General features: G+C 60.6%; 22 protein-coding genes. 16 read left to right on the top strand and 6 right to left on the bottom strand.

Features of this window, described 5'->3' with window-relative positions:
* The first annotated feature begins 276 nt into the window (after positions 1–276).
* The 11 genes from argH (at position 277) to ACA070_RS15090 (ending at position 12,255) form a co-directional block, all read left to right on the top strand.
* Complete coding sequence (gene argH / locus ACA070_RS15140; RefSeq protein ID WP_497451824.1) at positions 277–1,704, top strand: argininosuccinate lyase; 1,428 nt, start codon at positions 277–279, stop codon at positions 1,702–1,704.
* A gap of 152 nt (positions 1,705–1,856) precedes the next feature.
* Positions 1,857–2,735, top strand: a complete 879-nt coding sequence (locus tag ACA070_RS15135; RefSeq protein WP_497451823.1) for an amino acid ABC transporter permease — start codon at positions 1,857–1,859, stop codon at positions 2,733–2,735.
* Between the two features lie 10 nt (positions 2,736–2,745).
* Positions 2,746–3,510 (top strand): amino acid ABC transporter ATP-binding protein, encoded by a 765-nt coding sequence (locus tag ACA070_RS15130; RefSeq protein ID WP_438659849.1) that lies wholly within the window; start codon positions 2,746–2,748, stop codon positions 3,508–3,510.
* A gap of 39 nt (positions 3,511–3,549) precedes the next feature.
* Positions 3,550–4,374, top strand: a complete 825-nt coding sequence (locus ACA070_RS15125) for an ABC transporter substrate-binding protein (protein WP_497451822.1) — start codon at positions 3,550–3,552, stop codon at positions 4,372–4,374.
* A 213-nt stretch (positions 4,375–4,587) separates the two neighbouring features.
* Positions 4,588–5,436, top strand: a complete 849-nt coding sequence (locus ACA070_RS15120; RefSeq protein ID WP_497451821.1) for a polysaccharide deacetylase family protein — start codon at positions 4,588–4,590, stop codon at positions 5,434–5,436.
* Positions 5,429–6,316, top strand: coding sequence for a polysaccharide deacetylase family protein (locus tag ACA070_RS15115; RefSeq protein WP_497451820.1), 888 nt, complete (start codon positions 5,429–5,431; stop codon positions 6,314–6,316). Before ACA070_RS15120 ends, ACA070_RS15115 begins: the two co-directional genes overlap by 8 nt.
* Positions 6,313–7,692 (top strand): MmgE/PrpD family protein, encoded by a 1,380-nt coding sequence (locus ACA070_RS15110; protein ID WP_497451819.1) that lies wholly within the window; start codon positions 6,313–6,315, stop codon positions 7,690–7,692. The genes ACA070_RS15115 and ACA070_RS15110 overlap by 4 nt, the downstream gene beginning before the upstream one ends.
* A 106-nt stretch (positions 7,693–7,798) precedes the next feature.
* Entirely contained in the window at positions 7,799–8,977 is a 1,179-nt protein-coding gene (locus ACA070_RS15105; RefSeq protein WP_497451818.1) for an MFS transporter, read from the top strand.
* Positions 8,978–9,136: 159 nt separating this feature from the next.
* The gene (locus tag ACA070_RS15100; protein ID WP_497451817.1) at positions 9,137–9,844 is read left to right on the top strand and encodes an HPP family protein; all 708 of its coding nucleotides are present in this window, start codon (positions 9,137–9,139) and stop codon (positions 9,842–9,844) included.
* Positions 9,845–9,993: 149 nt separating this feature from the next.
* A complete protein-coding gene (locus ACA070_RS15095; protein WP_497451816.1) occupies positions 9,994–11,100 on the top strand; it encodes an enoyl-CoA hydratase/isomerase family protein in 1,107 nt (368 codons plus the stop codon).
* A 3-nt stretch (positions 11,101–11,103) separates the two neighbouring features.
* Positions 11,104–12,255, top strand: coding sequence for an acyl-CoA dehydrogenase family protein (locus ACA070_RS15090; protein ID WP_219097380.1), 1,152 nt, complete (start codon positions 11,104–11,106; stop codon positions 12,253–12,255).
* A gap of 108 nt (positions 12,256–12,363) precedes the next feature.
* Here ACA070_RS15090 and ACA070_RS15085 read toward each other — a convergent pair whose 3' ends face one another.
* From ACA070_RS15085 to ACA070_RS15065, 5 genes are all read right to left on the bottom strand, one after another.
* Positions 12,364–13,137 (bottom strand): enoyl-CoA hydratase, encoded by a 774-nt coding sequence (locus ACA070_RS15085; RefSeq protein ID WP_497451815.1) that lies wholly within the window; start codon positions 13,135–13,137, stop codon positions 12,364–12,366.
* 141 nt (positions 13,138–13,278) lie between these two features.
* A complete protein-coding gene (locus ACA070_RS15080; protein WP_109631727.1) occupies positions 13,279–14,406 on the bottom strand; it encodes an acyl-CoA dehydrogenase in 1,128 nt (375 codons plus the stop codon).
* 140 nt (positions 14,407–14,546) lie between these two features.
* Entirely contained in the window at positions 14,547–15,740 is a 1,194-nt protein-coding gene (locus ACA070_RS15075) for an acetyl-CoA C-acyltransferase (protein ID WP_497451814.1), read from the bottom strand.
* Between the two features lie 11 nt (positions 15,741–15,751).
* Positions 15,752–16,513, bottom strand: a complete 762-nt coding sequence (locus tag ACA070_RS15070) for an SDR family NAD(P)-dependent oxidoreductase (RefSeq protein ID WP_497451813.1) — start codon at positions 16,511–16,513, stop codon at positions 15,752–15,754.
* A 15-nt stretch (positions 16,514–16,528) separates the two neighbouring features.
* Entirely contained in the window at positions 16,529–18,193 is a 1,665-nt protein-coding gene (locus ACA070_RS15065; RefSeq protein ID WP_497451812.1) for an AMP-binding protein, read from the bottom strand.
* A 373-nt stretch (positions 18,194–18,566) separates the two neighbouring features.
* Between ACA070_RS15065 and ACA070_RS15060 the strand changes: the two genes are divergently transcribed.
* On the top strand, positions 18,567–19,529 hold the full coding sequence (locus ACA070_RS15060) for an IS110 family transposase (RefSeq protein ID WP_497450301.1): 963 nt from the start codon (positions 18,567–18,569) through the stop codon (positions 19,527–19,529).
* A gap of 91 nt (positions 19,530–19,620) precedes the next feature.
* On the opposite strand, the gene ACA070_RS15055 is transcribed toward ACA070_RS15060, so the two are convergent.
* Positions 19,621–20,637, bottom strand: coding sequence for an AraC family transcriptional regulator (locus tag ACA070_RS15055; protein ID WP_497451811.1), 1,017 nt, complete (start codon positions 20,635–20,637; stop codon positions 19,621–19,623).
* A 284-nt stretch (positions 20,638–20,921) separates the two neighbouring features.
* On the opposite strand from ACA070_RS15055, the gene efeU reads away from it, so the two are divergent.
* From efeU to efeO (ACA070_RS15035), 4 genes are read left to right on the top strand one after another with little or no spacing between them, the layout of a single operon-like run.
* Entirely contained in the window at positions 20,922–21,773 is an 852-nt protein-coding gene (gene efeU / locus ACA070_RS15050) for an iron uptake transporter permease EfeU (protein ID WP_497451810.1), read from the top strand.
* Between the two features lie 8 nt (positions 21,774–21,781).
* Positions 21,782–22,981: an iron uptake system protein EfeO gene (efeO, locus tag ACA070_RS15045; protein WP_497451809.1), complete on the top strand. Its 1,200-nt coding sequence runs from the start codon at positions 21,782–21,784 to the stop codon at positions 22,979–22,981.
* Between the two features lie 17 nt (positions 22,982–22,998).
* Positions 22,999–24,297, top strand: coding sequence for an iron uptake transporter deferrochelatase/peroxidase subunit (gene efeB, locus ACA070_RS15040; protein WP_497451808.1), 1,299 nt, complete (start codon positions 22,999–23,001; stop codon positions 24,295–24,297).
* Positions 24,298–24,320: 23 nt separating this feature from the next.
* A complete protein-coding gene (efeO, locus tag ACA070_RS15035; RefSeq protein WP_497451807.1) occupies positions 24,321–25,145 on the top strand; it encodes an iron uptake system protein EfeO in 825 nt (274 codons plus the stop codon).
* Positions 25,146–25,265: the final 120 nt, after the last annotated feature.

Genomic DNA, 25,265 nt, shown 5'->3' with positions numbered 1-25,265 from the left:
CACTCTGTGCCCAACAACAAAAATAGTGCTGGTAAATAATAATGAACACAGAAAACCAGGCTTGGCAACCGCTAATAATCCCCGTACTTCAGTGCCAACTCACTGATTTCGAACTATTAAAAGCTGACACTTCGATCAGCTCTCGCCACTTCGTAACTGCCCCTATTGAAAACTGCTTTGGCCTGACCACGCCCGGTTGATTTTTTAACGATCCCGGCAACGGTTCCAGGCCCGGCACACCGATTTCAATTCGCTTTACCGACGAGGAAAACAACAATGTCTCAAACCACCGACCGTCTCTGGGGTGCGCGCTTCAAAAGCGGCCCATCCGAAGCCCTGGCGGCCTTGTCCCGTTGCCCCGAGCGCTACTTTCGCCTCACCCCGTATGACCTCGCCGGTTCCAAGGCACATGCCCGTGAACTGCAACGCGCCGGGCTGTTGAGCGAGCAAGAAACCCGGACCATGCTCGACGCTTTGCAACGCATCGGTGATGACTTCCGCGCCGGCAGCATTGCGCCGACCCTGGACGACGAAGACGTCCACACCTTCATCGAACGCCTGCTGACCGAACGCCTCGGCGCCCTCGGCGGCAAGCTGCGCGCCGGTCGTTCGCGTAACGACCAGACTGCCAACGACCTGCGTCTGTTCCTGCGGGATCACGTGCGCACCCTGGCCGTCGAAGTGCTGGCTTTGCAACAAGCATTGGTGGATCAGGCCGAGCAACATATCGAGAGCATTTGCCCGGGCTTTACTCACCTGCAACAAGCCCAGCCGATCGTCTTCGCCCACCACTTGCTGGCCCACGCGCAATCGATGCTGCGTGACGTGCAACGCCTGGTGGACTGGGACAATCGCACTTCGCTGTCGCCACTGGGCGCGGCGGCCATGGCCGGTTCTGCGATCGCTCGCCTGCCGCAGCAGTCGGCCAAGGAAATGGGTTACAGCGGCGTCTGCGAAAACTCCATCGATGCCGTGGCCAGCCGCGACCACGTCGCCGAGTTCCTGTTTATTGCCAGCATGTTGGGGATCAACATTTCCCGCCTCGCCGAAGAATTCTGCCTGTGGTCGTCGCGGCAATTTCGCTGGGTCGCACTGGACGATGCCTACGCCACCGGCAGCTCGATCATGCCGCAGAAGAAGAACCCGGACATTGCCGAACTGGCCCGGGGCAAGGCTGGCCGGCTGATCGGCAACCTCACCGGTTTGTTGTCGACGTTGAAATCCCTGCCGCTGTCGTACAACCGCGACTTGAGCGAAGACAAGAACGGCGTGCTCGACAGCGTCGATACCTTGTTGCTGGTGCTGCCGGCCATGGCCGGGATGGTCGCGACCATGAAGGTCAACGTTGAAGAATTGCGTCGTCAGGCTCCGCTGGGTTTCACCCTCGCCACCGAAGTCGCCGACTGGCTGGCCATGCGTGGCGTGCCGTTCAAGGAAGCACACGAAATCACCGGTGCGCTGGTCCAGGCTTGCGAGAAACACGACATTGAATTGTGGGAAGCGTCCCCGGCGCTGTTGGCCGAGATCGATCCACGCCTGACCGCGGAAGTGCGCGACAGCCTGACCCTCGAAGCCGCCATCGCTGCGCGCAGTGGCTGGGGCGGAACGGCGCCGCAACAGGTGCGCGAGCAGATCGGCCGTTTGAAGACCGCCCTCGCCGCGCAGCAGCAGTGGACCGAGAACTATCAGGGTTTCCGCCTCTAACGGCCGCCACGCATAACCCTGTGGGAGCTAGCCTGCTAGCGATTTGGCTCTGTCTGACAACCATTCGCTGATTGACACACCGCAATCGCTAGCAGGCTAGCTCCCACAAGGATCTGTGTTGGATTTGAAAGAACAGTGTACGGAGAAACAACATGAGCCAGACTCAGGCAGAACGACTCCAGTCGGAGCGAAAACTGGCGGAAAACCAGTTCGATATCACCCAGTACCACCATGTGCCTCGGCGCTACTACGGGCGGATTTTCTTCGCCACCGTTATCGTCATTGCGATTCTCGGGCTGGTACGGGCCTTCGCCGAAGGCAAGATCGAGTGGTCGTACATCGGCCAGTTCCTCACCTCACAAGCGATCATGTGGGGCTTGCTCAACACCATCGTCATGGCGGTGCTGGCGATGGCGCTGGGCATCGTCTTCGGGGTGATCACGGCGATCATGCGCATGTCGGCCAACCCGATCCTGCGCTACGTGGCGGTGACCTACACCTGGCTGTTTCGCGGTACGCCGCTGATCCTGCAACTGCTGTTGTGGTTCAACCTGGCGCTGATCTTCCCCACCATCGGCATCCCCGGCCTGTTCGAAATGGACACCGTGACCCTGATGACGCCGTTCGTGGCAGCCCTGCTCGGCTTGAGCATCAACCAGGGCGCCTACACCGCCGAGGTGGTGCGCGCCGGCCTGCTGTCGGTCGATACCGGTCAGTACGAAGCGGCGAAGTCGATCGGCATGCCGCGCCTGCAAGCGCTGCGCCGGATCATCCTGCCGCAAGCCATGCGGGTGATCATTCCGCCCGTCGGCAACGAATTCATCGGCATGGTGAAAATGACCTCCCTGGCGAGCGTCATCCAGTATTCGGAACTGCTCTACAACGCCCAGAACATCTATTACGCCAACGCCCGGGTGATGGAGCTGCTCATCGTCGCGGGTATCTGGTACCTGGCGACGGTCACCGTGCTGTCCTTTGGTCAAAGCCGTCTGGAGCGTCGATTCGCTCGTGGCGCCGGCAAGCGTTCTTGAGGAGTTGAACATGCGAAACATCGTCAAGGCCGTGAGCCTGAACAAGTATTACGACCAGTTCCACGCCCTCAAGGACGTCAACATCGAAGTCGAGCAAGGCGAAGTGCTGTGCATCATCGGCCCGTCCGGCTCCGGAAAAAGTACCTTGCTGCGGTGCGTCAACCAGCTGGAAAAGATCGATAAGGGCGGCCTCTGGGTCGACGGCGAACTGGTGGGCTACCGGGTCGTCGGCAACAAACTGCACGAACTCAACGAGTCGCAGATCGCCCGTCAACGCTTGTCCACCGGCATGGTGTTCCAGCGTTTCAACCTGTTCCCGCACATGACGGTGCTGCAAAACATCACCGAAGGGCCGTGCCAGGTGCTCAAGCGTTCGCCCAAAGAGGCGCACGAAGAAGCCCTGGAACTGCTCGCCCGCGTCGGCCTGGCCGACAAGCGCGACAGCTACCCGATCGAGCTGTCGGGTGGTCAGCAACAACGCGTCGCCATTGCCCGAGCCCTGGCCATGCGCCCCAAGCTGATGCTGTTCGATGAACCCACTTCGGCACTCGACCCGGAACTGGTCGGTGAGGTGCTGTCGGTGATGCGCGACCTCGCGCAAACCGGCATGACCATGATCGTCGTCACCCATGAACTGGGCTTCGCTCGCGAAGTCTCCAACCGCATGGTGTTCATGGACGGCGGGCAGATCGTGGAGGCTGGAAGCCCCGAAGAAATACTAATAAGTCCGCAAAACCCGCGCACCCAAAGCTTCATTTCTGCCGTTCGAACCTAGGTGCCGTTTGGCGCTCACAACACTCATAAGAGAACGACCATGAAGAACATAGTTATCCCAGCAGTACTCGCCGGCCTGATGGCTTCCAGCGTCTCCTTCGCCGCCGAATTGCCGGCCAGCATCAAAGAGAAAGGCGAGGTCGTGGTAGCGATCATGCCGAACTACCCGCCCATGGATTTCAAGGACCCGGCCACCAACACCCTCACCGGCCTCGACGTTGACCTGGGCAACGCCCTGGCCGAACGTCTGGGCGTGAAGATCAAATGGCAGGAAACCGGCTTCGAGCAAATGATCAATGCGCTGACCACCGACCGTGTGGACATGGTGATGTCAGGCATGACCGACACCGCCGAACGCCAGGCCAGCGTGACCTTCGTCGACTACTTCACCAGCGGTCCGCAGTTCTACACCTTGCAGAAGAACAAGGACTTCAACGAGATCACCGACCTGTGCGGCAAGAAAGTCGGCACCAGCCGCCGTACCACCTTCCCGGCGGAAATCGCTGAATACAGCAAGGCCCACTGCGAAGCCGCCGGCAAACCGGCCATCGTGGTCGTCGGCACCGAAGGCTCGGCGGACGCCCGTGCGCAACTGCGTCAGAGCCGTATCGATGCGGCGATGCAGGGCAGCGAGACTTTGTCGTACCTGAAGACTCAGGAAAAGGACATGTACAAGACTGTGGGCCTGCCGATTTCCGTGCAGTTCACCGGGCTGGGCGTGAGCAAGAAAAAACCTGAATTGAGTGAAGCGGTGAAGGTTGCGATGCAGAGCATGGTGGATGACGGCACTTACCAGACCATCCTGAAGAAATGGGACCTGGAACTGGGTGCGATCAAAACCGTAACCATCAACGCCGGCAAGTAACTCACTGGCCGTAGCAGCTGCTGCGTCTGCTCGTAGCAGCTGTCGAGCAGCGCGAGGCTGCGTCCGACTGCGAAGCAGTCGTGAAATCAGACAACGCGGTGTGCCAAGAGAACCTCGCGTGTTGGTTTGACGACTGCTTCGCAGCCGAACGCAGCCTCGCGGGCTCGGCAGCTGCTACAGATGTTTCAATCATAAATTGCCGGAGTGCCACTGATGTCCGCCTCTGCTCCGCCCATCTGGCCCGCCCCGCACAAAGCCTGCCTGGCCCTGGCCTTCGATCTCGACGGCCCCACCGGCGATGCCATGCTCAACGGCTCGATCTGGCGCAAGCCCGAGTACTTCGGTTTCGGCGGTTACGGCCCTTACCGGGCCTTGCCACGGATCCTCGATCTGCTCGACGAATACCGGATCCCGACGACGTTTTTCGTCCCGGCCTGGGTCGTGGAAAACTGGCCGAAACAATGCCAGGCGATTGTCGAGCGCGGGCATGAAGTGGCGTACCACGGCTACAAACACGAATCCTTTTACGCCCTGACGCTGGACCAGCAAAAGGACGTGATGAACAAATCCCGCGAGGTGTTCTGGAAACACCTGAACATCCGCGCCGAAGGTTTCCGCACCCCGTCCGGGGACTGGCGGGCCGAGACGCCGGCAATGCTGGTGGAAGCGGGCGTGACCTATTCCAGCAGCATGCGCGGCGACGACCGTCCGTACCTGGTGAAAGTGCCGGGCCATGAAACGCCGCTGGTGGAAATCCCCGGTCGCTGGGAAATGGACGACTACGCCTCCCTCGCCTACACCCGTGCGCCGGACTTCCCCTCCGGACTGGACCGCACCGCCAGTTACGCACTGACGCTGGACAACTGGTGCCGCGAGTTCGACGGCGCCATGAACGAAGGCCTGTGCCTGACCACCCTGTTCCACCCCAAGATCACCGGCAAACCGGGGCGCATCCTGCTGCTGGAAAAGCTCTTCGAACACATGCGTCAGCGTGACGACGTGTGGTTTGCCACCTGCCGCGATGTCGCCCAGTGGTGGCTCAAGGAGCATCACCATGGCTGATTCCACTGTCTGGCCCAAAGGCTACCGCTGCGCCGTGGTCCTGACCGTCGACTACAACGACATCCACGGCATCCTGACTCAAGCGCCTGAAGTCGCCGGGCGCGACAAGACGTTATCGGTCTGGCGTTACGGCACCCAGCGCGGCGTCGACCGTTTGCTCGATCTGTTCGCCGAACTCGGCGTAAAAAGCAGCTGGTGCATCCCCGGCATCGTCGCCGAGGAAAACCCGCAACACATTCGGGCGATTCAGGCCGGCGGGCATGAGATCGCCTGCGCAGGTTATCGCCATCAGAACTACGACCTGCTCGATCTCGCCGCACAAAGCGCCGAGATCGCCAAGGGATGCGAAGCACTGACGGCGTTGACGGGTCAGCGTCCGACCGGGTTTCGCATTCCGGCCGGCAACGGCGCGCCGGGTTTCATCGAAGCGTTGAGGGATCAAGGCATTCGCTGGTCGTCGTCGTGGCGCGGCGATGATTTGCCATTCGCTCACCCCACGGCCCCCGAAGTCATCGAGTTGCCGCTGCACTACGAACTGGAAGACGAACCCTACTTCGCCTTCAACCTCAGCCCGGCGGTGCCCCCGGCGCAATCGCGAATCGCCTCCTACAGCCACACCCTGGGCAACCTGCAAATGGACTTCGCCGGGTTTCACCGCTTTGGCTTGTGTTACGTGCTGCGCCTGCACCCGGAAATCATCGCCACGCCAGGGCGAATCGGGGTGTTGCGCGAATTGCTTCAGGGCATCCAGCAGCACGATGACGTGTGGATCGCCACGGCCGGCGAAGTCGCGCAATGGTGGGCGAATTCGGCAGTACCCGTGACCGAAGATCACCCGGCATCGGTGTATGAGCGCCATTATCGGGATTACCTCGTATGACTGAACGCATGCAGCGACTGGCGCAGTTTTGCGTCGACACTCGATTTGAAGATTTGCCACCGGCCTTGGTGGCGCAAGCCAGGCGGCACATTCTCGACACCTTCGGCGTGACCCTGGCTGGGGCGGACAGCGAAGTGGCGAAACAGGCGCGGCAGGTATTCGCGGGTGAAACCGGCGACACCCTGGTTTGGGGCACGGACTTGCGGGTGGGTGCTGCTCAGGCAGCGATCCTCAACGGCATCGCCGCCCATGCCCTGGAACTCGACGATACCGGTGGCTGCGATCACTCCGGCGCGGTGGTGCTGCCGGCGGTCATGGCCGCGGTGTCGATGCAGACAAAACCGGTCAACGGTCGCGAGTTAATTACCGCGGTGGTGATTGGCTACGAAGTCAGCCGCCGAGTGCTCGAAGCGTGCGGCGGTTACTCGGCGCACAACGGCGCTGGCTGGCATTCGACCGCGACCTGCGGGGTGTTCGGCGCCGCGGCAGCCAGTGCGCGGATTCTCGGCCTGAACGCCGCGCAAACCGTGTCGGCACTGGGCATCGCTGGCAGTTTCAGCGGCGGTTTGTGGGCCTTCATCCACGACGGCTCGCAAAGTAAAAAGCTGCACAGCGGTCGAGCGGCCGAAGGCGGATTGCTTGCAGCGCGGTTTGCTCAACAAGGCATCAGCGGGCCGAAGAAGTTGTTTGAGGATGTCTGGGGCGGTTTTCTCAGAACCCTGTCCGGCGTGGCTTCAGACCCGAGCGCGCTTGATGCGGATCTGGGCGTCGTGTGGAAACTCGCCCGCTGTTCGATCAAGCCCTACGCCGCGTGCCGGGGGACTCATTCGGCAATCGATGCGTTGGGGCTGCTGCTGGATCAACTGCAGGTCGGCGTCGATCACATTGAAGACATCGAGGTTTCGTTGTGCGGGTTTCTTCAGGATATGTGCGGCGGCCAGGATGTGACCAGTCTGGCGGCGGCCCAGATGAGCCTGCCGTATGCCCTCGCCGCCCGGCTGGTGCATGGGCATTGCCGGCTGGAGGCGTATGAAGATGCGCAACGGAGCGATCCGCGGATTGCTCACTGGATGTCGCGCATTCGCCTTGAAGTGGACCCGCAACTGTCAGAGGATGGCGAGCCCGTTGTCAGCGTGCGGACCGTGGACGGTCGGCAGGCAAGCCTTTGTGTCGACCCACCATTGGGCGCTCCGGGGAATCCGTTGAGTGATGAGGCGCTGGAGGAGAAGTTTTTCAGTCTGGCGATGCGGGTGATGCTGCGGGAGCAGGCTGGGGAATTGCTTGAACAGTTGTGGCGGTTGGACACGATTGAATCGGTGTCTTGTCTGTGCGGGCCTCTTCGCGGGCAAGCCTCGCTCCTACAGGTCATGCGTTGATCATGCGAACACCAACAACCCGTAGGAGCGAGGCTTGCCCGCGAATGGCCGCGCCTCGGTCCCGCGTCGAACACTACAAAATCTAAATAAGGACATTTGCCCCACCGTGGCCACTTACTCGCTCGTAATCCGTCGGTTGATGATCGTTTCGCTGACCATCGTCGTCAGCCGCGCCATCACCAGCCCGCTGCTCACGTTGTTCCTGAGCAACAAGCTCGGCCTCAACCAACAGGATGTCGGTTTGCTGCTGGGCATCGCGGTGTTCATCGCCACCCTGCTCGCGCTCTACGGCGGTTACATCATTGACCGTCTAGAGAAGCGTCGGCTGCTGATCCTCGCCATGCTCTCCAGCGCCATCGGCTTCGTGTTGCTGACCTTCGCCGAAAACCTCTACCTGACCACCGCCACCCTGGTGATCACCGAAACCGCCTCGGCGCTGTTCCTGATCGGCTCGAAGGCGATCCTCAGCGAAAACCTGCCCATGGGCCAGCGCGCCAAGGCCTTTTCGCTGCGCTACACCCTGACCAACATCGGCTACGCCACCGGCCCGATGCTCGGCGTGGTGATTGCCGGCGTGTACCCGATTGCGCCGTTCCTGATTGCCGGCGGCATCGCGTTCTTCAGTATTTTCCTGATGATCGGGATCCCCAAGGACTCGGCCCCGACGCCCGCAATCGGCCAGCCCCAGAGTTTTCTCAAGACGCTGATCACCCTGAAGAACGACCGCACGCTGATCATGTTCACTTGCGGCTGCCTGCTCAGTACCGTGGTCCACGGCCGGTTTACCTTGTATCTGTCGCAATACCTGCTGGTGACTCACGACTCCAAGCGTGCGCTGGAAACCATGGCCGCCCTGCTCGCGTGCAACGCCATCAGCGTGATCCTGCTGCAATACCAGATCGGCCGTTTCCTCAAGCGCGAGCAACTGCGTTACTGGATCGCGGGCGGTACCAGCCTGTTTATCGTCGGGCTGATCGGGTTCAGTCTGGCCGACAGCCTGGTGAGCTGGTGCGTGGCGATGTTCATTTTCACCCTAGGCGAAATGATCATTTACCCCGCCGAATTCCTCTTCGTCGACACCCTGGCCCCGGAAGAACTGCGTGGCAGTTACTACGGCGCACAGAACCTCGCAGCCCTCGGCGGTGCGCTGAGCCCGGTGATTTGCGGATTCCTGCTGATGCACACACCGGCGCCCACCATGTTTTATGCCCTTAGTGCGCTGACAGCCATGGGCGGGTTCCTGTGTTTCATGAGTGGTCGCCGAGTCGCCTTACAGCAAAAATAATGCACTCAAACTGCATTAATATGAATTTGTCAGCATCGGCAATGAACGGCACACTGTGCCCGTTCCTCCCCCAATTGTTGGAGCAACTTCAAGGGCTTTCTGGGTTTCCCAGCTAAGCCTTTTTTTTTCATGGTTTTTTGCCAACGGATCGTTTGCCTCATGCTCGCTCGCTGGTTACCTGCCGCCATCAACACCCGTCCTTCCGAATGGAGCCGCGCCGCCATCGGCATGTCCCTGGGCACGATGTTCAGCGTCTGGATTTGCGCGCAGGTCTTCGGCATGGAGGTCGCCCAGCATTTGATCGGGCCGTTGGGCGCATCGGCCGTGTTGTTGTTTGCGGTGTCCTCCGGCGCCCTCGCCCAGCCGTGGTCGATTCTGGGCGGATATTTGAGCGCCGGCGTCGTGTCGCTGCTGGTCGCTCACGTACTCGGACGAACCCTCGGCAGCGCATGCCTGGCCGCCGGCATGGCGCTGATTCTGATGTGTTGGCTGCGTTGCCTGCACCCGCCGGCCGGGGCGCTGGCGCTGCTGTTGGTATTGGCAGACCCGGCGACCATCGCAATGGACTGGCAAGCCCTCGGCCCAGTGATGCTCGGCGCATCGACCCTGCTGCTCAGTGCCTTGGCTTATAACAACCTGACGCGCATTCGCTATCCCAAACGCGCCAGCGAACCGGTGGCCGTGGTGCCGGCCGATCATCCACCGATCGATAGCCAGGCCATCACCGCCCAGGACCTGAAACTGGCGTTGGCGGAGATGGAAGCGTTCTTCGATGTCACGCCGGAAGACCTTGAACAACTGATCCATATCAGTGAGTTGCATGCCAAACGTCGCAGTATTGGTGAAGTCCTTAGCCAAAGATCCTGACAGCACACCTCCCACATTGAAAGTCATGCAAATATGCAGGAAGCACCTGCATATATCCCGGTTGTACATCACAATTTTGCACTGGTACGATCCGGGATCGCTCGCGCGCGAGCTTCTCTATAAAGAACAATAAAAGCAGGGAGTTAGTGATGACTGCTCAGGTTTCATCGAAGGGGACTTCGTCCATGGATGCCACGCAAAACGAAGTGCTGGCCGAGGTTCGCAACCACATCGGTCACCTGACCCTCAATCGCCCCGCCGGTCTCAACGCCATTACCCTCGACATGGTTCGCCACCTGCAGCGTCAGCTCGACGCCTGGGCGCAGGATTCGCAGATCCATGCAGTGGTCTTGCGCGGTGCCGGCGAGAAAGCATTCTGTGCCGGCGGCGATATCCGCTCGCTGTATGACAGTTTCAAAAGTGGCGACACGCTGCACGAAGATTTCTTCGTCGAGGAATACGCCCTCGACCTCGCCATTCACCACTACCGCAAACCGGTGCTGGCCTTGATGGACGGCTTTGTCCTGGGCGGCGGCATGGGCCTGGTGCAAGGTGCCGACTTGCGGGTGGTCACCGAGAAGAGCCGTCTGGCGATGCCGGAAGTGGCCATCGGCTATTTTCCGGACGTCGGTGGCAGCTACTTCCTGCCAAGGGTCCCCGGTGAGCTGGGGATTTATCTCGGCGTCAGCGGTGTGCAGATCCGTGCGGCCGATGCGCTCTATTGCGGTCTGGCCGACTGGTACCTGGAAAGCGACAAGCTCGGCACCCTCGACGAGCAACTCGATCAGCTCGAATGGTGCGACACGCCGCTCAAGGACCTGCAAGGCCTGCTGGCGAAACTCGCGGTGCAACAACTCCCCGATGCACCATTGAAAGCGTTGCGCCCGGCCATCGATCACTTCTTCGCCCTGCCCGACGTGCCGAGTATTGTGGAGCAACTGCGTGAAGTAACGGTCGCTGACAGCCATGAATGGGCCACGACCACTGCCGACCTGCTGGAAAGCCGTTCGCCGCTGGCGATGGGCGTGACCCTGGAAATGCTGCGTCGTGGCCGGCACTTGAGCCTGGAAGACTGCTTCGCCCTTGAGCTGCACTTGGACCGTCAGTGGTTCGAGCGCGGCGACCTGATCGAAGGCGTGCGCGCCTTGCTGATCGACAAAGACAAGAAGCCGCGCTGGAACCCACCGACCTTGCAGGCGCTGGACGCCGAGCACGTCGCGAGTTTCTTCAGCGGTTTTGACCAGAGCGGGAACTGAGCCATGCACGATATCGAATTGAGCGAAGAACAAGTCATGATCCGCGACATGGCCCGGGACTTTGCCCGCGGCGAAATCGCGCCCCATGCGCAAGCCTGGGAAAAGGCCGGCTGGATCGATGACGGTCTGGTGGCGAAAATGGGCGAGCTGGGCCTGTTGGGCATGGTGGTGCCGGAAGAATGGGGCGGTACCTATGTCGACTACGTCGCCTATGCCCTGGCAGTGGAAGAGATTTCCGCCGGCGACGGCGCCACGGGCGCACTGATGAGCATCCACAACTCCGTGGGCTGCGGCCCGGTGCTCAATTACGGCACCGAAGAACAGAAACAAACCTGGCTGCCGGATCTGGCCAGCGGCCAGGCGATCGGCTGCTTTTGCCTGACCGAACCGCAAGCCGGCTCCGAAGCGCACAACCTGCGCACCCGCGCCGAATTGCGCGACGGCCAATGGGTGATCAACGGTGCCAAGCAATTTGTCAGCAATGGCAAACGGGCGAAACTGGCGATTGTCTTTGCCGTGACCGATCCGGACCTGGGCAAACGCGGCATCTCGGCGTTCCTGGTGCCGACTGATACAGCCGGTTTCATCGTCGACCGCACCGAACACAAAATGGGCATTCGCGCCTCCGACACCTGCGCGGTGACGTTGAGCAATTGCACGATTCCCGAAGCCAACCTGCTGGGTGATCGCGGCAAGGGATTGGCCATCGCCCTGTCCAACCTCGAAGGCGGTCGCATCGGCATCGCCGCGCAGGCGTTGGGGATTGCTCGTGCGGCGTTCGAAGCCGCGCTGGCTTACTCGCGGGATCGGGTACAGTTCGACAAGCCGATCATCGAGCACCAGAGCATTGCCAACCTGCTGGCCGATATGCACACCCGGTTGAACGCAGCACGTTTGCTGATTCTGCACGCTGCGCGCTTACGCAGTGCCGGCAAGCCGTGCCTGTCCGAGGCTTCGCAGGCCAAGCTGTTTGCGTCGGAGATGGCCGAGAAGGTTTGCTCGTCGGCGATGCAGATTCATGGCGGGTATGGATATCTGGAGGATTACCCGGTGGAGCGGTATTACCGGGATGCGCGGATCACGCAGATTTATGAAGGGTCGAGTGAGATACAGCGGATGGTGATAGCCCGTGAACTCAAAAATTATTTGGTGTAAGCCCTAAAAGCATCGCGAGCAGGCTCGCTCCTACAAGGGATCTCATGAACACTGGAGATCCAATGTGGGAGCGAGCCTGCTCGCGATGGCGTCATTGAGAACGCCGCATTACTTACCGGTGAACTCCGCCTCACGCTTGGCAATAAACGCCGCCATCCCTTCCTTCTGATCCTGCGTCGCAAACGCCGCATGGAACACCCGGCGCTCGAAGCGCACGCCTTCCGACAGGCTCACTTCAAACGCGCGGTTGACGCTTTCCTTGACCATCATCGCAATCGGCAGCGACTTCTGGGCGATCAGCGCGGCGACTTTCAGCGCTTCCTCCAGCAGTTCATCCGCCGGCACGATCCGCGCGACAATCCCGCAACGCTCGGCTTCAACCGCATCGATCAATCGGCCGCTGAGGCACATTTCCATGGCCTTCGCCTTGCCCACTGCGCGGGTCAGGCGCTGGGTGCCGCCCATGCCCGGCAGCACGCCGAGATTGATTTCCGGCTGGCCGAATTTCGCCTTGTCGCCGGCGAGGATGAAATCGCACATCAGCGCCAGTTCACAGCCACCGCCCAACGCAAAACCGTTGACCGCGGCAATGATCGGCTTGCGGCGGTTGGCCACGCGATCGCTGTCGCTGAACAGGTCGTCCAGATAGATCTGCGGGTAGGTCAGCTCGGCCATTTCCTTGATGTCAGCACCGGCGGCAAAGGCTTTTTTCGAGCCGGTCAGCACGATGCAGCCGATGTTCGAGTCGGCTTCCAGGCCATCGAGGGCGTGGTTAAGCTCGCTGACGATCTGAGCATTCAACGCGTTCAGCGCCTGCGGACGGTTGAGGGTAATCAGGCCAACACGACCGTGGGTTTCCAGCAAAATCGTTTCGTAACTCATAACTAACTCCTGTTTTGCAAAAAGCTCGATCTCTGTAGCAGCTGTCGAGTGAAACGAGGCTGCGAGCTGTTGATCTTGCTCGTTAAAACAACATCAAAAGCTCGCAGCCTCGTTTCACTCGACAGCTGCTACAGGTCCTTTTCAGAGATTGCGCGAAATAACCATGCGCTGAATATCGCTGGTGCCTTCGTAGATCTGGCAAACCCGCACGTCGCGGTAGATCCGCTCCAGCGGGAAGTCGTTCAGGTAACCGTAACCGCCGAGGGTTTGCAACGCGGAGGAGCAGACCTTTTCGGCCATTTCCGAGGCGAACAGTTTCGCCATGGACGCTTCGACCAGGGCTGGTTTGCCGCTGTCACGCAGTGCTGCGGCGTAATGCACCATTTGCCGCGCGACGGCGATTTGCGTTGCCATGTCTGCCAGGCGGAACGCGACCGCCTGGTGTTCGATGATCGGCTTGCCGAAGCTCTCACGCTCACGGGCGTAGTCGCGGGCCGCCTCAAACGCGGCGCGGGCCATGCCCACCGATTGCGAGGCGATGCCGACACGGCCGCCTTCAAGGTTAGCCAGGGCGATCCGGTAACCTTCGCCCTCCTCACCCAATCGGTTGGCCACCGGCACTTTCACGTCTTCGAACAGGATCTGACAGGTGTCGGAGGCGTGCTGACCGAGTTTGTCTTCGACCCGTGCGACTTTGTAGCCCGGCGAATCGGTCGGCACAATCAGTGCCGTGATACCCCGCTTGCCGGCGCTCGGGTCGGTCACGGCAAACACGATCACCACTCCGGCGTTCTGCCCGGAGGTGATGAACTGCTTGCAGCCATTGAGCACGTAATGATCGCCTTCCAGACGCGCGCGGGTTTTCAAGCCGCTGGCGTCGGAGCCGGCCTGCGGTTCGGTCAGGGCAAAGGCCCCGAGCATCGCACCGCTGGCCAGGGGCTTGAGGAAACGTTCTTTCTGATCGTCGTTGCCGTACTTGAGGATCGGCACGCAACCCACCGAGTTGTGAACGCTCATGATGGTCGAGCAGGCGCCATCACCGGCCGCGATCTCTTCCAGGGCCATGGCGTAGGCCAGGTAGCCGGTGTCGCAACCGCCCCACTCTTCTGGCACCAACATGCCAAAGAAGCCCAGTTCGGCCATCTCGCCGATGGCTTCCTTGGGAAAGCGATGCTCACGGTCCCACTCGGCGGCGAACGGTTTCAGCCGTTCCTGGGCGAATTGCCGGGCCGCGTCGCTGATCTGAAGTTGTTCGTCATTGGGAATCATGGTGAATCCTTAAAATCCGGGGTACGACACAGAACTCTGTGGGAGCCAGCCTGCTGGCGATGGCGTCGTGTCAGTCAATGTTTACTTTTATGACACACCGTCATCGCCAGCAGGCTGGCTCCCACAGGGGCGAGGTTGGCCTAGTAAAGGCATTCCACGGCCATGGCCGTGGCTTCGCCGCCGCCGATGCAGATCGCAGCAACGCCGCGTTTCAGGCCTTTCTGGCGCAAGGCCGAGAGCAAGGTCACAAGGATTCGCGCGCCAGACGCACCAATCGGGTGACCCAAGGCGCAAGCGCCGCCGTGCACGTTGATCTTCTCGTGGGGGATTTCCAGTTTGGTCATGGTCACGAGACTGACGACGGCGAACGCTTCGTTGACTTCGAACAACTCCACTTCATCCACGGACCAGCCGGTTTTCTTCATCAGCTTCTTGATCGCACCCACCGGCGCCACCGGGAACAGGCCCGGGGTGTCGGCAAACGCGGCGTGGCCATGGATCACCGCCAGCGGTTTCAGACCTTGTTTCTGTGCTTCGGAACGGCGCATCAGCACCAACGCCGCCGCACCGTCGGAGATCGAACTGGAGTTGGCCGCCGTCACCGTACCGCCCTCGCGGAACGCCGGTTTCAGCGAGGTGATCTTGTCCAGTTTGGCTTTTGGCGGCTGTTCATCGTTGCTGATCACAACCTGCTCTTTGCCCACGGTCACGGTGAGCGGCACGATCTCGTCCTTGAAGCTGCCGTCGTTGATCGCTTGCTGCGCACGGGTGGTCGAGGCAATGGCGAATGCGTCCTGGGCTTCGCGGCTGAAACCGTTGGTTTCGGCGCAGTCCTCGGCGAAGGTGCCCATCAGGCGGCCCTTGTCGTAGGCGTCTTCCAGGCCGTCGAGGAACATCGAATCGAGCACGCGACCATGGCCCATGCGGTAACCGCTGCGGGCGCGGTCCAGCAAATACGGCGCGTTGGACATGCTTTCCATGCCGCCCGCAACGACCACGTCGGCGCTGCCGGCGACGAGCATGTCGTGGGCCAGAATCGCCGCTTCCATGCCCGAGCCGCACATTTTGTTCAGGGTGGTGCAGCGGGTCGATTTATCCAGCCCTGCACCCAATGCGGCTTGCCGCGCCGGGGCCTGGCCGAGGCCTGCGGGCAGTACGCAGCCAAACAGCACTTCTTCGACCGATTCAGGCGCGATACCGGCGCGTTCGACCGCTGCACGAATCGCGGCAGCACCCAGTTGCGGTGCGGTCAGGCTTTTCAGTTCGCCCTGGAAACCGCCCATCGGGGTGCGGACGGCGCTGACGATTACGATTGGATCGTTGGCAATAGTCATGACAAATCTCCTTACTTGGCGGCCATGCGCAAGGCACCGTCGAGACGGATCACCTCGCCATTGAGCATGCTGTTTTCAATGATATGCCTGACGAGCGCGGCATACTCGCCCGGTTTGCCCAGGCGTGGCGGAAAGGGCACGCCGGCCGCCAGGGACGCGCGGACTTCCGGGGTCATGCCAGCCATCATCGGCGTTTCGAAAATGCCGGGGGCGATGGTCATCACACGGATGCCGAAGCGCGCCAGTTCACGGGCGGCGGGCAGCGTCAGGCTGACAATCGCGCCTTTGGACGCGGCGTAGGCAGCCTGGCCGATCTGGCCATCGTACGCCGCCGCCGAAGCGGTGTTGATGATCACGCCGCGCTCGCCGTCGGCATCCGCTTCGGTTTCGGCGATGGCCGCCGACGCCAGACGCAGCATATTGAAGCTGCCGATCAGGTTGACGTTGATCACCTGGCTGAAACTGGCCAGCGCGTGCGGGCCGTTCTTGCCGAGGATCTTCTCACCACGCACGATGCCGGCGCAGTTGACCAGCCCGTTAAGGCCGCCGAAGGCTTTCACCGTCGCCTGCACCGCGGCTTCGGCGGCGGCTTCGTCGCTGATGTCGGCCACCACGCTTTGTGCGCCAAGACGTTCAGCCTGGGCCGCAACGGCTTCGGCGTTCATGTCCACCAGCATCACTTTGGCGCCGGCCGCCACCAGCATTTCAGCGGTGGCTGCACCGAGGCCCGACGCACCGCCGGTGACGAGAAAAACCTTGTTTTCGATCTGCATCATTGTGTCCTTGATTCAAGCTTTAACGTTCTTCGCGGCGGCCTCTTGAGCCTTGGCGATTTCCTGGTTGCGCAAGATAAAGCGCTGCAATTTGCCGCTTGGGGTTTTCGGCAACTCGCTGACAAATTCGATTTCACGCGGGTATGAATGCGCGGCCAGACGCTTGCGCACATGTTGGCGCAGCTCTTCGGCCAGTTCCGGCGCGGCGCGGTATTGCGCGCTGAGCACGACAAAGGCTTTGACCAACTCGGTGCGCTCCGGATCGGGTTTGCCGACCACGGCCGCTTCGACCACCGCCGGGTGTTCGATCAGCGCGCTTTCCACGTCGAACGGGCCCACGCGATAGCCGGAAGTAGTGATCACGTCATCGCTACGGCCGACGAAGCTGATGCTGCCGTCCGGGTTCCACTCGACGGTGTCGCCGCTCAGGTAATAGTTGCCGACGAACGCTTTGGTTGGCGCGCCTTCATAACCGGCGAACCAGCACATCGGCGACTGGGTGCGGTCGATGGCCAGGATGCCTGGCTGACCGACGCCAAGTTCTTTGTATTCGTCGTCGAGCACCACGATGCGGTGGCCCGGCGAAGCAAAACCGGCGGCGCCCATGTGGATCGGGTGTTCAATGCCGTGGTGATTGCACAGGACCATGCCCAGTTCGGTCTGGCCGTAATGGTCGTGAATGACCACGCCGAGGTTGTCGGCAAACCAGCGGATCACTTCCGGGTTCAGCGGCTCGCCGGCGCTGCTGACAATGCGCAGCTTGCCCTTGATCGAGCGGGCGAATTCGTCCCCCCCGGCAATCAGCAAGCGGTACGCGGTCGGTGAGCCAGTGAGGTTGGTGATCCCGTATTTGTTGATCACCCGGCAGGTACTTTCGAGGGTGAACGGGCCGTCGTAAAAGGTGATCGGATGCCCCATCGCCATCGGCCCGGTGACGCCAAAATAGATGCCATAAGCCCAGCCCGGATCCGCCACGTTCCAGAACGCGTCTTCGGGACGCAGGTCCACGGCGTCGCGGGTGTAGCTCTGGAATGCGACGATGGCCTTGAGCGGAACGGACAAGGCTTTCGACGGGCCGGTGGTGCCCGAGGTGAACATCAGCAGGAACGGGTCTTCGCCGGTCAGCAACACCGGTTCACACTCGGAGGGATAATTGGCCAGTTCGGCCCAGAAGCTGTAATCGCCACGGACGATGCCTTGGCCCTTTGGACCGGCGACAGTGACGAGGGTCGGGCAGTCGGCGACTTCATCGAGTTTGGAGCGATTGACCGCGTCGGTGACCACCACTTTGGCACCGGAGCAGCTGAGGCGGTGTTCGATGGCTTTCGGGCCGAAGGCGGTGAACAGCGGCTGATAGACCGCGCCGATGCGCCAGGTGGCGAACACGGTGATCAGCAATTCGATGTTACGTGGCAGCAGGCCGGCGACCTTGTCGCCTTTCTTCACGCCCTGGGCCAGGAGGAAATTGGCAAACCGCGCGGCTTTGTCCTGAAGGTCGCTGAAGGTGTACGTCGCGCTGGCGCCGTCGCGGCCTTCCCAGAACAGCGCAATGCGCCCCGGCAAGGCATGCCGGTCGCAGCACTCGACGCAGGCGTTGAGGGCAGTCAAATCACCCGCAAGTGCGGCGTCGACGGTGTGCTGATAATTGAACTGTGACGTGGCAGACAAGTAATCGCGCATTGCCAGAATCCCTCTGTATTTTTATTAGGTTGGGGGAACCGTAAAAACCACAGAAATACTCGCCCCGCGCGAGGATCGGGGCAATGGTCAAAGCTATCAAATTGTCTGACTGGTTTGGCCAAGGTTCAGGAGGTGTGGTGCCTTTGCGGGCCTCATCGCGAGCAGGCTCGCTTGTATGTTTAGACTTGAAGGGGTGGGCGGGACTAAAAGCTCGATTCCGACTCTAGCCAGTACGGACCGTGGGAGACTTCTCGTCCCGCCCTTTCTACCCAAAGCGCCGATAAGGAATTCATCGGTAAAACCGACGATAGAGGCAAGCCAGCGCAAGGGTAAACCCCGACAAGCACCTAAACCCTAGCTCCGAGGATTCGTCATGACAATCCTTACCTCGCCAACGGTAATCGGTATCGATGTGGCCAAGGCCGAAATCGTCGCTTACCGCGAAGACCTGAAAATCACTCAAGCCATCAACAACGATCGGGAAACTCTTGGCCGTTGGCTCAAAACGCTGCCTGCGCAAAGCTCAATTGCCCTGGAAGCTACCAGCATTTACCACTTAGACACGGTTGAGCTGGCCCACGAAATGGGGCATCGGGTTTACGTTGTGGATGCTTATCGGCTGAGCCACTACCGCGAAAGCATTGGCCAGCGGGCGAAAACCGACCCTTGTGATGCGCGTTTGCTGGCGCGTTACCTGACTAGCGAGCAGGAACGGCTGCGCATCTGGAGTCCACCTCCGCAGGCCTACAAAGTATTGAAAAGTCTGCTGCATAGACGCGCAGAACTCATCAACGTGCGTGTGGGGATCACGTTGAGCTGGTCGAGCGAACCGCTTCTGAAAGAGGAGTTGGCCCAGCAGTTGAAGTCCTTCAAACAAGCTGAGCAGGTCATTCAGAAGTTACTGCACAAAGTCAGCAAAGAAGCGGGGATCACCGAAAACATCAAGCGTTGCAAAGCCATTGAGGGGATTGGTGATCTTACTGCTATTGGCTTGGCGACCGCGTTCATGCGTGGCCAATTCGTCAGTGGCGATGCGTTCATTGCCTTTTTGGGGATGGACTTGAGAGCAAGAGATTCCGGGAAAAAGAACGGCCCACGTCACCTGAGCAAAAAAGGCGATACGGAGATACGGCGCCTGGCTCACAACGCGGCAATGGCGGCATGTCGGTCCCCCACTTGGAAACCGTACTATGAGTCCTACCTGGCCAGAGGCTTGGCAAAAACCCAAGCCCTGGTCATTCTCGCCCGCAAGCTGTGCCGGGTGGCATTCGCGCTCATGAAAAACCAGAGCGAATACCAGCCGAATTTGAGGCTGCAGGGTTCCCCTGCAACATAGAATCTCCCACAGGGATTTTTGTACGCCACAGATCCACTGTGGGAGTGAGCCTGCTCGCGATGAGGCCGGCTGCAACACCAACAAATCCGGATCAGTGGGCTTCGTTGAGGATCAAACTCCGGTAATGCCCAGGATTGGACCCCGACCACTTGCGAAACGCCTTATAAAACGAACTGGCATCAGCAAACCCCAACCGCGTAGCGATTTCGGCGAAGCTGATATGCGGCTCGGCCAGCCACACAATCGCCAACTCCTTGCGCACGCTGTCCTTGAGCCCTTGGTAGGTCTGCCCTTCTTCAGCCAGCCGCCGGCGCAAGGTCGAAGCCGACATGCACAGTTGCTGCGCCAAAGGTTCGGTCTCCGGCCACTGTTCAGCGGGCAACTGGCGCAAATCATGTTTGATCCGGCTCGCCAGGCTCTCGAGGTCACGGTACTTGACCAGAATATTCGCCGGCGCATGGGCCAGAAACCGCTTGAGCTCTTCAGTGCTGCGTTTGATCGGCAGGTCCAGGCAATCTGCCGAGAAAATCATCCGCGTGCGTGGCCGGTCGAAACGCAGGTTCTCGGAGAACATCACCTGATAGTCATCGCAGAAATCCGGCGCCGGGCAGCGCAATTCGATGGCCAGAATAGGTATGCGCCGCCCTGCCAGCCAACAGGCAACGCCGTGAACGATCATCCAGTAAGTGAAATACGTGAAGGCGCGGCGCGGGTCCTGATCGTCTTCCAGCAACACAATCTCCGCCAGGCTTTGCTGACGAACCAGCTGCGCCGGCATGTGTTCAAGCATCAACGACAGAAAGCTCAAGCCAGACGTAAGGCCGGCCGCCAGGCTCGGCTGGATCATCGAGCTGCGACACAGAAACTCAAGACTGCCGGATTTGAGCTTGCGCGGGTCCATGCCAAAAAACTCATCATCCCCGCGCCGGGCCAGTAAACGCCATAAGCGTGCATAGGCGGTGGCCGGAACCCGGGCATTGTTGGTTTGCAGCAGCGCCGGATCGATGCCGACCTTGTTCAACACCTCGTCGGTGGCGGCTCCGGGGGCGCAGCTTTGCAACAGTGCTTCGCGCACCAGTTGAATCGCGATGGTGTCTTTTTCCGACATTGAGCGGGGTGGGCCTTGTTCTTGGTTGAGTGCCGGCATCTTAGCGCAGCCGTCAGCTTGATGCAGAACCCTGTAGGAGTGAGCCTGCTCGCGATGAGGACCTGTCAGTCAACATGGATGTTGAATGTAAGACCGCTATCGCGAGCAGGCTCACTCCTACAGGGTATCGGGGGATATTCAGGGTTGTTCAGCTTACGTTCAGGTAAATGCCAATGAATGCCATTTGGGAATGAGTGTCATTATGTTACAAATTAGCACCCTATCTAATTCCGAGACGGTGCTGAATGCTTGTTCCTTTTCTGATCATGCTGCGCGAAGGCATTGAAGCCGCGTTGATCGTTGGCATCATCGCCAGCTACCTCAAACAGACCGGCCGTGGCCAGTGGATGCCGGCCGTGTGGATCGGTGTGTTCCTCGCCGTGGCGCTGGCCCTGCTGGTGGGCGGTGGTCTGGAGCTGGTCAGCGCTGAATTTCCGCAGAAACAACAGGAACTGTTTGAAGGCGTGGTCGGCCTGGTGGCCGTCGGCATTCTCAGCTCCATGGTGTTCTGGATGCGCAAAGTGGCGCGTTCGATCAAGCACTCGCTGCACGTCTCCCTCGATCACGCGCTGACTGGCTCCAGGCATCAAGTGATCGCACTGATCGCCATGGTGTTTTTCGCTGTGGCCCGTGAAGGCCTGGAAACGGTGTTCTTCCTGCTCGCCGTGTTCCAGCAGAGCGAAGGCCCGGCGGCACCGATCGGTGCCCTCCTCGGCCTGATCCTGGCGATCATCGTCGGCTTCCTCATCTACACCGGCAGCATGCGCTTGAACCTCGGCGCGTTCTTCCGCTGGACCGGGCTTTTCATCCTGGTGGTGGCGGCCGGCATTCTCGCCAACTCGGTGCAGGCCCTGCATGAAGCCGGAGTGTGGAATCAGCTGCAAACCGTGCTGTTCGACTTCAGTGCGACGCTACCGATGGATGGCCCGGTGGGCTCGGTGCTGGCCGGCATGTTCGGTTACCAGGACGCGCCGACGGTCAGCACCCTCGGGGCGTATCTGATTTATCTGGTGGTGGCGCTGGTGATGTTTTTTTACCCGGTTCCGGCTACCTGTCCGGCACCCGCCGAACAACCTTCTTCCGTTTCCAGCCAGTAAGGGCACCCATGCCAAATCAAGCCCCTCCCCAGGCCTCGCCTCCCCGCGCCTTGCGCTGGGCGGTGGCCGGTTCGGTGATCGTGATGATCGCCGCCGGTGGCCTGTTCTACTACGCCTCGAAAATGGCGGCGGCCAAGCGCCAGACCAATCATGACGAAGTCGTAGTGACCATTCACTCTCACAGCTGCGAGCCGAATGCGCTGACCGTTCCGGCCGGCCAAGCCAGTTTCCGCATCGTCAATCGCTCGGACCGGGCGGTGGAGTGGGAAATTCTCGACGGCGTGCTGGTGGTCGAAGAACGGGAAAACATCGCGCCGGGCCTGAGTCAGGTGATCAATGCCAACCTGTTGGCTGGTGACTACGCGATCACCTGCGGACTGCTGAGCAACCCGCGCGGCACCTTGCACGTGACCCCGACGGCTGCTTCCGAAGCGGCGGCCAAGGCCAAACCGTCAATGGTCGCGTTCGTGGGGCCATTGTCGGAGTTCCGGGTGTACCTGAGCAGCCAGGGCAGCGCGCTGATCAAAGCGGTCAACGCACTTGAGCAAGCGATCACGGCCGGTGACCTGAGCCAGGCACAAGCGCTGTATGTGCCCGCTCGAGCGGCCTATCAACGGATCGCCCCGGCCGCCCAGCGCCTGGCCCAACTGGACAACGCCATCAACGCCCGCGCCGATTACTTCGAGAAACGCGAACAGGATCCGGCCTTCAGCGGTTTCCACCGGATCGAATACGCGCTGTTCCAGCAACGCAACCTTGACGGTATGACGCCGGTTGCCCAGCGTCTGAAGAGCGATGTCTCCACACTCAAACAGCAACTGCTCGCCCAGTCGCTGCCACCGGAGCAACTGGTGAGCATTGTCGCGCGCAATTTCCACAGCCTCGCCGATGTACGTGCCAGCAGCGGTGAAGAAGAACGCTACAGCCACACCGACTTGAACGGTTTCGCCGGCAACCTCTTTGCCGCCCGCAAAGTCGTCGACCTGTTGCGCCCGTTGCTGACCAAATCCGCCGCTGTGCTGTTGCCGAGCATCGACAGCGCTGTCACCGCCCTCGACGCCGAACTCAATGGCCTCAAGGTCAAGGACGGCTACGCGAGCTACGACACGGTGAGCGCCGAACAGCGTAAGCAGATCGCCGACAAGGCCAAGGCGCTGGCCGATGCACTCGATGGAATCGATCCCGCCCTTGGCCTTTCCGGCCTTTAAGCAGAAGACCCAAACCGATGAACGATTCAGAACACTTCAACCTCCAGCGTCGCCGCGTATTGATGGGCATGGGTGCCGCAGGCGTGGCATTGGCGGGCACGGCGTTGAGCTGCCCCGCAATGGCCGCGAGCCCCGCGCAAGTCACCGAAGCGCCAAGCAGCGACAAGACCGAAGACCGCCACGCGTTCCACGGCAAGCACCAGACCGGCATCGTCACCCCGCGCCCGGCGTCCGGCATGCTGGTGTCGTTTGATGTGCTGGCCAGTGATCGCGAAGACCTGGAGCGTCTGTTCCGCACCCTCAACGAACGTATCGCGTTCCTGATGCAGGGCGGCCCGGTGGCTCAAGTCGATCCAAAACTGCCGCCAGTGGATTCGGGAATTCTCGGCCCGGTGGTCACGCCGGACAACCTGACCATCACCGTGTCGGTGGGCGAGTCGCTGTTCGACGAGCGCTTCGGCCTGGCCGCCGCCAAACCGAAACGGCTGATGCGCATGGTCGGTTTTCCCAACGATGCGCTGGAAGCCAATTGCTGCCACGGCGACCTGAGCTTGCAGTTCTGCGCCAACACCACCGACACCAACATCCACGCCCTGCGCGACATCGTGAAAAACCTGCCGGACCTGCTGCTGGTGCGCTGGAAACAGGAAGGCAGCGTACCGCCCCAGGCCCCGGCGAAACCCGGTGTGCCGGCGCAGAGCGCGCGCAATTTTCTCGGTTTTCGCGACGGCTCGGCGAACCCGGATTCCAACGACGCCAAGGCCATGGACAGCCTCGTCTGGGTGCAACCGGGCAGTGACGAACCGGCGTGGGCGGCCAATGGCAGCTACCAGGCGGTGCGGATCATCCGCAACTTCGTCGAGCGCTGGGACCGTACGCCCTTGCAGGAACAGGAAAGTATTCTCGGACGCATCAAAAGCACCGGCGCGCCCATGGGCGGAGCGCATGAAACCCAGGTCCCGGACTATGCCAATGACCCGGAAGGCAAGCTGACCAAACTCGACGCGCATATCCGCCTGGCCAACCCGCGCACCACCGCGACCCAGGCCAACCTGATCCTGCGGCGGCCGTTCAACTATTCCAACGGCGTGAACAAGAACGGGCAATTGGACATGGGCTTGCTGTTCATCTGCTACCAGGCCGATCTGGAAAAAGGCTTTATCACCGTGCAGACCCGACTTAACGGCGAGCCGTTGGAGGAATACCTCAAACCGGTCGGCGGCGGTTACTTCTTCACCCTGCCGGGTGTGACGGGCGACAAGGACTTCATCGGTCGCTCGCTGCTTGACGCCACCTCACCAAAAACCAACACCTGATCAACCCCCAACGGAACCGTCCCATGAAAAAGTCGCCACTCGCGTTATTGCTGACCCTTGGCTTGCTCAATACCCCGCTTTCGGCTTTCGCGGCGACGGCTCCGCTGGAGCTGGTACAGCCGATTTCGGACTACAAAATCTACGTCACCGAGCAACTGGATGAGCTGGCCAGCCACACCCAACAATTCACCGATGCGGTGAAAAAAGGTGACTTGGCCACCACCAAAAAACTCTATGCGCCGACCCGGGTTTACTACGAGTCGATCGAGCCGATTGCCGAGCTGTTCAGTGACTTGGACGCCTCCATCGATTCGCGGGTGGATGACCACGAAAAAGGTGTGAAGGCCGAAGACTTCACCGGTTTCCACCGCATCGAATATTCGCTGTTCTCGGAAAACAGCACCCAGGGCCTCGATGAACTGGCCGATGGCTTGAACAAAGACGTCAAAGACCTGCAAACCCGCGTTGCCGGCCTGACCTTCCCGCCTGAAAAAGTGGTAGGCGGCGCCGCTGCGCTGCTGGAAGAAGTGGCGGCCACCAAGATCTCCGGTGAAGAAGATCGCTACAGCCACACCGACCTGTATGACTTCCAGGGCAACATCGACGGTGCGAAGAAAATCGTCGACCTGTTCCGTCCGCAGATTGAAAAGCAGGACGCGGCGTTTATTGCCAAGGTCGACAAGAACTTCGCCAGCGTGAACACGATTCTGGCGAAGTACAAAACCAAAGATGGCGGTTTTGAGACGTATGACAAGGTGAAAGAGAATGATCGGAAGGCGTTGGTTGGGCCGGTGAATACGTTGGCTGAGGATCTGTCCACTTTGCGTGGGAAGCTGGGTTTGAATTGACGTTTTTTTAGCGTCTGTGCGGGCCTCTTCGCGGGCAAGCCTCGCTCCTACAGTTGATCGCATTCCCCTGTAGGAGCGAGGCTTGCCCGCGAAGACATTATCACGCTCACCAATATTCCT

This window comes from Pseudomonas sp. LBUM1678, from assembly GCF_059695575.1.
This window is presented reverse-complemented; position numbering and strand designations above follow the sequence as displayed.